General features: G+C 44.8%; 6 protein-coding genes. 3 read left to right on the top strand and 3 right to left on the bottom strand.

Annotated elements, in window-relative coordinates; genetic code table 11:
• The 3 genes from HMPREF9708_RS04590 to pta form a co-directional block, all read right to left on the bottom strand.
• The coding region (locus HMPREF9708_RS04590) for an amidase family protein (protein WP_006309031.1) at positions 1-2,025 on the bottom strand (2,025 nt) is incomplete at its 3' end.
• A 29-nt stretch (positions 2,026-2,054) separates the two neighbouring features.
• A complete protein-coding gene (locus HMPREF9708_RS04585) occupies positions 2,055-3,635 on the bottom strand; it encodes an amidase family protein (RefSeq protein WP_006309029.1) in 1,581 nt (526 codons plus the stop codon).
• Positions 3,636-4,076: 441 nt separating this feature from the next.
• The gene (gene pta, locus HMPREF9708_RS04580; protein WP_006309027.1) at positions 4,077-5,051 is read right to left on the bottom strand and encodes a phosphate acetyltransferase; all 975 of its coding nucleotides are present in this window, start codon (positions 5,049-5,051) and stop codon (positions 4,077-4,079) included.
• A 180-nt stretch (positions 5,052-5,231) separates the two neighbouring features.
• On the opposite strand from pta, the gene HMPREF9708_RS04575 reads away from it, so the two are divergent.
• The 3 genes from HMPREF9708_RS04575 to HMPREF9708_RS04565 are packed head-to-tail and all read left to right on the top strand — an operon-like array spanning position 5,232 to position 8,410.
• Positions 5,232-5,708: a BlaI/MecI/CopY family transcriptional regulator gene (locus HMPREF9708_RS04575; RefSeq protein WP_006309025.1), complete on the top strand. Its 477-nt coding sequence runs from the start codon at positions 5,232-5,234 to the stop codon at positions 5,706-5,708.
• Entirely contained in the window at positions 5,689-5,901 is a 213-nt protein-coding gene (locus HMPREF9708_RS04570) for a heavy-metal-associated domain-containing protein (protein WP_006309023.1), read from the top strand. The genes HMPREF9708_RS04575 and HMPREF9708_RS04570 overlap by 20 nt, the downstream gene beginning before the upstream one ends.
• Before the next feature lie 13 nt (positions 5,902-5,914).
• Entirely contained in the window at positions 5,915-8,410 is a 2,496-nt protein-coding gene (locus HMPREF9708_RS04565) for a heavy metal translocating P-type ATPase (RefSeq protein ID WP_006309021.1), read from the top strand.
• The last annotated feature ends 171 nt before the right edge of the window (positions 8,411-8,581 follow it).

Here is an 8,581-nt window from a genome sequence, read left to right as displayed (position 1 = left end):
TGCTTCTTCTACCTTATAGCCTGGTAAGACATCTAATTCAACTTCTTCAGCTTCTTCGACTTCCTCAGTTTCTTCAATTGAAACGAGACGCTCGTAGGTTTTCCCGTCTGCTCCCACTGCTTCTTCTACCTTATAACCAGGTAAACCTTCAAATTCAAGTTCTTCTTCAGCTTCTTCTTGTGGTTGTTCTTCAGCTTCAGCTGTCGCTTTAGGACCACGATGGTAGAAGGTTCGCAGACGCCCTTCCCGTTCGAAGAGATCCCCAATGGCTAAGAGGCTCCGATCATTCTTAGCATAGGTCTGGAACATGATACCCATTGGGAGATTATGCGCATTGATGTAAGTGGGTAATGAGATGGCTGGAGTTCCCAGTAAGTTAGCTAGTTGGGTGTAGGGCGTTAAAGTCCAGGCTGGTAGCCACTGGTCATAGATCAGCTGTAATTTTTCTTCCTTACTTAATTGCGACATGTCTGACATCTTGGTAGCCATTTCCTCAGTAATATGCTGGTAATCGGCAACCGGAGCAGGATAGGCATTGGTTGGGGTGAGGAAGATTGGATAATTCTGGTAAAATTTTTCCATTTGTTGACCGATCTCATCAATAATCTCTTGCGCTTGATTGATATCATCCTGGGTTAAATCTTTTGATGTTTGGTAGAGGGCCCAAGTTAATAACTCAACATCTTCTTTTTGGACATCGCGTTTTAATTTTTGTTTGGCCGTGAAGTTAACGAAGCCAGCGCTCGATGCTGCCTTGACATAGTACTGTTCCATTAAGCGCTTGCCATCGATCGGATAATCAACTTCTTCAACTTTATAACCAAGGTCTTTAAGGAAAGCCACTGCTTCTTCGACCGCAGCGACCGCATCTTCAGAGATTGGGGTTCCAGCAGGGGTCTTGGTGGTATAAGCAATCGTTGTTTCTGGACTGAAGGAATTTTCTAGCAGGGTATCTTTCGTTTTCTCTTTAAGGAGAAATTCAAAAAGCGTCGCTGTATCCGCCATTGATCGTGTTTCAGCAAAGTGAGTCACCGTACTATTCTTAGAGCCATCCCAAGTCAAAATAGGATTGGTCGGATGAAGGCCAATTAAGCCTGACCAAGCCGCTGGAATCCGGGTCGACCCACCTCCGTCACTTGAAGAGGCAATGGGAACTTGACCAATCGCAACTGCGGCCGACGATCCTCCAGAAGAACCGCCAGGGTTATACGCGACATTCCAAGGGTTGTGTGTCACGCCATAGAGGTCTGAGTTGGTTACATTAATCCAACCAGCTTGTGGGAAGGAGGTTTGACCTATCACAATAAAACCTGCTTCCTTCAAGGCCTTCACCTGTCTACCATCTCTTCTAGAGGTATTATCCTTTAAGAACTCAAAACCATTGGTATTTTCCCCTCCTTCAAGCGTATGGCCCAAACCTTTAACAAGGATAGGCACGCCTAAAAAGGGTTGGCCAGTATCTTCTAAGGCCTTGGCTTCTTCTAAGGCTGCTTCTTTGCGAGTCGAGATGACATTATTGAGACTGGGATTGGTTTTTTCAATGGCTTCAAAGGCTAATTCAACCAGCTCTTGACTGGTTACCTTGCCTTCACGAACCAATTGTGCGAGATACGTAGCATCAGACCGCATATAAGTTTCAAGGTCTAATTCAGCTTCTGGAGTATCTTGATCAGATGCTTGATCGACTGGCTCGGATGCAAGGTCTTGCGAAGACTCGCTGGCTTCATCTGATGCTGTCCCTTGGCCATCTGTTTGGGAAGATTCTTCCAAGAGGTTGCCAGCTGATTGATCGCCGGATTGAGTATCACTCAAAGTTTCTGCTTGCTGATCTTCATCTATGGCATCAGAAGTCACGCGATCAGTTACTTCAGCTTGTAATTCATGATCAAGGGTTTCTGCTGGTGAGGTAATCACAGGAAGTGTATCTTCCGCCCCGGATTCGGCTGCTTGTAGGGGCATCAAATTTCCACCTAAGAGGCCGAGTGAAAGTAAAGTAAAGGTAATTTTTCTAAATTGTTGCTTCATACTGAATTCCTTTCAATCGTTATTGTTAATTAAGGTTGGCTAAAATCAGCCGGATCAAAAAGTTTAAATTGTCCGCCATCTTCAAAAGCTTGACCCAATTCTAATAAGAGACGGTCATTCTTGTAGGAAGTATGGAACATAATTCCTAGAGGCAATCCTTCTTCATTAACATAGGTCGGTAAAGAAATAGCTGGTGTGCCTGTTAGGTTAGCTAATTGTGTATAAGGAGTTAACGTCCACGCAGGTAACCATTGATCATAGATTAGTTGAAGCTTTTCTTCTTTGGTAAGGTCTGACATATCCGCCATTTTTTCCGCCATTTCGGCAGTCAAATGGTTATAATCCGCCTCTGGTGCTGGATAGGAATTTGTTGGCGTCAAGAGGACATCGTATTCTTTAAAGAACTCTTCCAATTGGTCACGGACTTGATCGGCATAATCCCAAGCAGCTTCAAGGTCTTCATCGGTTAAATCTTGACTGGTTTGATACAATCCCCAAGTCAATCGTTCAACGTCATCCATCTCTAAATCACGGTCTAAGGCGCCTTGGGCAGCATCATTTAAGAAGCCCGCACCATAAGAAGCTAAGACATAGTACTTCTCCATAAGTTTTTGGCCATCCGTCGGGTAATCCACTTCTTCGACTTGGTAGCCTTGATCCTTCAGGAAGGCAACAGCTTCTTCAACCGCCGCCACCGCATCGTCAGAGATAGGCGTTCCTGCCGGTGTCTGCGTGGTATAAGCAATGCGTGTTTCTTCATCGAGGGGAGTATCCTTTAAGCTATCTCTTTGATCGTCCTTTACTAGGAAATCAAAAAGGGCTTTCGTATCGGCCATGGTTTTGGTTTCCGCAAAGTTAGTCACGGTTTCTTTTTGCGTATCTTCATCCCAGCGCAGGATTGCCCGTGAAGGATGAAGGCCAATCAGACCAGACCAAGAAGCTGGGATTCGGGTTGAACCCCCACCATCGGAAGTTGAAGCAAGTGGAACTTGGCCGACAACGACTGCTGCGGAAGAACCGCCTGATGAACCGCCAGGGTTGTGGTCTAAGTTCCAAGGGTTATGAGTTGCACCATAGAGATCAGAATTAGTGACATTAATCCAGCCTAATTGGGGGAAGTTGGTTTGACCAATGATAATAAAGCCAGCCTCTCTAAAGGCTTTAGCTTTCTCACTATCTTCACTGGCCTTTTGATCTTTGAGGAATTCGATCCCTAGACTTTCAAAGCCATCTTTATAGGTATGACCCAAGCCCTTCAATAGAATGGGCACCCCATAGAATGGTTGGCCAGTATCTTCTAAGGCCTTGGCTTCTTCTAGGGCTGCTTCCTTACGAGTGGAGATCAAGTTATTCAAGCTTCCTTCGGTTGCTTCAATCACTTCAAAGGCTAATTCAATCAGCTCCTGACTGGTTACTTTACCTTCACGAACCATCTGAGCCAGTGTTGAAGCGTCGGCTTTTTGATAGTCTTCCACGGTTAAACTCCCTTTCACATCCACTTGACTGCTGGTATCAGTATCTTCTTGGGCTAAGACAGGCGTTAGTTGACTAGCATTGGCTACTAGTAAGGCACTGGCTACCACTAGGGCTTTCTTTAACTTTATATTCACGAATGTTATCCTCCTTAATAAATCCTGAGCGAGCCAAGTCAAATAAGTCTCATAGCTCCGCAGCAAAGGCGGTCTACCAGACTTGATTAATGAATATTCAGCTTAAAAATTGGTGATTCATCAAGTCTACTCCTTGTCTCGTCTCTCACTTCGATTATCTGTAACTTCAACAATCACTATCAGCTGACGGCACACGGACTATTCTTGACGGAACTTGTGCATTTTCATAAAATACCCCTTTCTACAATCAAAATTGTAGTAGCAATATTTTATATTCCCCAAAATGACAAGGTCTAACACCTTCTAGCAATCGGTGATTCTTACACCCATTGCTTATTGCCACTTCCTAGCTATCCTACCACAAGTCAGCGTCACTGAAAAGAAGACAAAAAAAGAACGCCCCGAAGGGCGGTCCAACTATTTGGGTCACTCTAAAGCGGCCTATTGGAGGGCTTGATTAGCGGTAATAATCGCTACCTTAAAGACATCTTCCTCAACACACCCGCGGGAAAGATCCGATACTGGCTTATTCAAGCCTTGGAGAATCGGACCCACTGCTTCGAAATTCCCAAGTCGCTGAGCAATCTTATAACCGATATTACCAGACTGAATCTCTGGAAAGACATAAACGGTCGCTTCACCATTCAGAGGTGAGTCCGGAACTTTTTGCTTAGCAACTGTTGGAACAAAAGCCGCATCAAATTGCAGTTCACCATCAATGGTCAAATCAGGGGCCAATTCTTTGGCGATCTTAGTTGCTTCATTAACCTTGTCCACTTCAGGCGAGGAAGCTGAACCATGAGAAGAGAAGCTGAGAAGCGCTACTTTAGGGTCAATTCCAAACATTTTAGCTGTCTTAGCAGATTCGACTGCAATTTCAGCCAGCGATTGTGCATCGGGATTAATATTAATCGCACAGTCCGCAAAGACTAACTTTTGACCATTAGTATGCGGTGGCACCATGATAAAAGCACCTGAGATCAGCTTAACATTGGGGCGGGTCTTAATAATTTGAAGGGCTGGACGGACAGTGTCCCCCGTTGAATAAACCGCTCCACACACCATCCCTTCTGCTAGATCTTGGTAGGCGAGCATGGTGCCGAAGTAAGCAGGGTCTTTTAACATTTCAACGGCTTCTTCTCTTGTGTTCTTACCCTTACGGCGGTCGACGAAGGCTTCAATCATCTCATCCATCTTGTCATATTGACTTGGACAAAGAATTGAAATCCCTTCAAGTTCCCATTTCTTTTCATGTGCGAGTGCTTTAATTTCATCTTCATCGCCAATTAGAATTGGTTCGATAATATTTTCTGCCTTTAAGCGTACAGCTGCTCCAAGGACCCGAGGATCATTTCCTTCAGGGAAAACAATTCTTAAGCCTTTACCTTTAATATTTTCTTCTAATCGATCAAACATAATTAGCTCCTTTACTCTTGATAGCTTAATTATGAACTCTTTGGCTTAAAATTTCAAACAATTCCCCAGATTGATTATAAGGTTCTTCCTGGCCTGACCCCTGAACTTGACAGATTCAGTTTACAGTTGTAAACTTAAATTGAAGATTTCGCTTATTGATCGATCAAGAGGAGGTTCACTATGAAACATCAAGCCAATTTTCCTGAAATAACCGAAGCAGAATGGGAATTAATGCGCATCCTATGGGCGCACCCAAATTCAACCAGCCGAGAAATCATTGAGATTGCCCAGTCCTTCCTCGAATGGAAAGAGGGGACCATCAAGTCCTTGTTGAATCGTCTGACTAAAAAAGGCCTAGTCACGCAAGATACTAAGACTCGTCCATATACTTACCTTCCTCGTCAAGCACAGATGCAGGCTAACAAAAAGATGTTTCTCAAACAGCTCAACCGGGTCTGCACGAAAAAGCGTCACCAAATTCTTGAAACTTTGATTGAGGAAACTGAACTTTCACAATCAAATTGTCAAGTCCTTATCGATTTATTAATCACTAAGAAAGAAAATTCACCCAAGCAAGTCGCCTGCCAGTGTCATCCTGGTCAATGCGACTGTCACATGAATGAAAAGGAGTACAATCATGAAAACACAAACTCTTAACGTCGAAAATATGAAATGCATGGGCTGTGCTCAGACCGTGAAAGACCGTCTACAAGATCTTGAAGGGGTCCAAGCTGTCCATGTCGATCTAAATACCCATACGGCTCAAATTACTTATGATCTAGATTCGTTAACCCTCGAAGCCTTAAATGCCTCCTTACAAGGAACACCCTACAAAGTTAGCGAAGCGTAAAGGAGTTGATTCAATGAAAAAAGCAACTTATGCTGTTGAAGGGATGTCTTGTGCTTCCTGCGCAGCCAATATCGAGAAGACGCTCAATCAATTAGAAGGTATTCAAACGGCCAGTGTCAATCTAGCCACAGAACAAGCAAGTGTTACTTATGATCCAGACCTCATTCAGCCTCAAGCCATGGCCGAAGCCGTTCACCAAACCGGTTATGAATTATTAATTAATGCTGATGATGCTGCTCAGCAAATGACTGATTCCCTCCATCAAACCTATCAAATATCGGGGATGTCCTGTGCGTCTTGCGCCCAAGCGGTGGAAGGGGCGGTCAAGGAACTGCCTAATGTCCAAACCGCCGCTGTTAACTTAGCGACAGAATATCTTAGCGTTAATTGGCAAGACCATGCCGATACTGAAGCTGTTATTCAAGCAGTCCATAAAGCTGGCTACCAAGCCCAACTCACCCTCAATGCTAGCCAGCAATATGAGCGTGACCAAGCTAAGAAAGAAGCTCAAAGAATAGCTAGACGGCAGCAAATTATTTGGATGCTTATCTTTACCCTGCCCGTCTTGTTGCTGGCGATGGGGCCCATGATCGGCTTACCCTTACCTCAAGCTATTGATATTCACCATCATCCCGGACGCAATGCCTTGATTCAACTGCTCTTAACCCTGCCCATCCTCTATCTGGCACGCGGTATCTTTAAACGCGGGTTCCGCACGCTCTTTGCTGGTCATCCCAATATGGATGCCTTGGTAGCCGTTGGGACTTCTGCAGCTTTTGCTCAAGGGATTGTCATGACCTATCTATTACTCTTCACCAACTACCAAGTCCCTGGCGATCATCCCGATCTTTACTTCGAATCGGCTGCGATAATATTGACCTTAATGACGTTGGGTAAACACCTTGAAGAACTAGCAAAAGGTCAGACCTCCGCTGCCATCAAAGCCTTAATGGATTTAACTCCTAAACAAGCTCGCCGACTAAATCAAGACGGCCAGAGTGAACTTGTGGCGGTTGAGATGCTTCAAGTAGGGGATCGTGTCCAAATTCTACCCGGTGAGAGTCTACCTGCTGACGGCACCATCACGGAAGGTCAATCTCAAGTGGATGAATCCATGCTGACTGGTGAAAGCATGCCGGTCACTAAGAATGTAGGGGATCCTGTGACGGGTGCTAGTATCAATAAGACAGGTAGCTTTATCTTCCAAGTCACCCGCGTTGGCCAAGACACTACCTTAAGTCAGATTGTGAAGATGGTTCAAGAAGCTCAGAGTCAAAAGGCTCCCATTGCTAAATTAGCTGATCAAATTGCGGCTTATTTTGTCCCCGCGGTCATGGTTCTAGCGATCCTGGCAGGCCTCTTCTGGTTCTTTATCATGCAATCTAGCATTACCTTTGCCTTACAAATTTTTATTAGTGTCTTAATTATTGCTTGCCCTTGTGCCTTAGGTCTAGCAACACCCACAGCGATCATGGTTGGCACTGGAAATGGAGCAAGAAGAGGTGTCCTTTATAAGAGTGGTCAAGCCTTAGAAAGTACTCACCGAGCGGATACCATCCTACTGGATAAGACCGGAACCATTACCCAAGGTCAACCCCAAGTGACAGACTTTTACGTCTTAGACTCCAAGCATTCCGATACGGTTCTGGCTCTTGTTGCGGGGGCCGAATCCCATTCAGAACACCCCCTAGCTAAGGCCGTCATTGACTATGCGAATCAGCAATCCATTAGCTTCAAACAGCCAGATAGCTTTGATAGCATCACCGGTAAAGGGCTTCAAGCCCAGATTGATGGTCATCAAGTCCACATTGGTAATCAAGCGCTGATGGCTTCTATTCAATCCGATCCGATCGATCGCGACTTACAAGAAAAGTCCCTACAACTTTCGCAAGAAGCTAAGACCGTTATCTACCTAGCGATCGACCAAGAAGTTCGTGGCATCATGGCCATTACCGACCCCATTAAAGCCAGCAGTCCAGCCGCTATTCAAGCCCTTAAGGATATGAATCTAGAAGTCCAAATGGTGACGGGGGACTTTGAGGAAACAGCCTTAGCCATTGCGCAAGGACTGGCGCTCGATCAAGTTCATGCTCAAGTCCTACCCCAAGATAAGTCCCAAGTTGTTAAGTCCTTACAAGAACAAGGCAAGCAGGTCATTATGGTTGGCGATGGCATCAATGATGCACCTGCGCTGGCGCAAGCAAATATTGGTATGGCCATCGGATCGGGTACCGATATTGCCATCGAATCCGCTGATGTGGTCCTCATGCAGGATGATTTAGACGATGTTCGTCAAGCCATACAGTTAAGCCACGCTACGATCCGTAATATTAAGCAGAACTTATTCTGGGCGTTTGCCTACAATACCATCGGCATTCCATTTGCCATGGGAATCTTCTATCTTTTCGGTGGTCCCTTATTGAATCCTATGATTGCAGCTTTGGCTATGAGCTTATCTTCTGTATCGGTCGTCTTGAATGCATTACGCCTGCGCTTAAAATCTCTATAACCGCCTTTTAAGAACAAATTCATTAATACAGACCTAAATAGATAGACCTTACGATCCATATCATGACTCAACCCTCGCTATTTTCTGAGCAAGAGGTTGGGTCTTTTTGCTTCTTTATTAAGTGTTAAAAATTACAATGCTTTATTGTGCTCATACAAGGCCTTCGTTATA

This window comes from Facklamia languida CCUG 37842, assembly GCF_000245795.1.
GTDB classification, from domain to species: domain Bacteria; phylum Bacillota; class Bacilli; order Lactobacillales; family Aerococcaceae; genus Facklamia; species Facklamia languida.
This window is presented reverse-complemented; position numbering and strand designations above follow the sequence as displayed.

Bases quoted from the DNA above. Each gene is read 5' to 3' on its own strand.
- HMPREF9708_RS04570 (WP_006309023.1), top strand. From the start codon at position 5,689: ATGAAAACACAAACTCTTAACGTCGAAAATATGAAATGCATGGGCTGT.
- pta (WP_006309027.1), bottom strand. From the start codon at position 5,051: ATGTTTGATCGATTAGAAGAAAATATTAAAGGTAAAGGCTTAAGAATT.
- HMPREF9708_RS04565 (WP_006309021.1), top strand. From the start codon at position 5,915: ATGAAAAAAGCAACTTATGCTGTTGAAGGGATGTCTTGTGCTTCCTGC.
- HMPREF9708_RS04575 (WP_006309025.1), top strand. From the start codon at position 5,232: ATGAAACATCAAGCCAATTTTCCTGAAATAACCGAAGCAGAATGGGAA.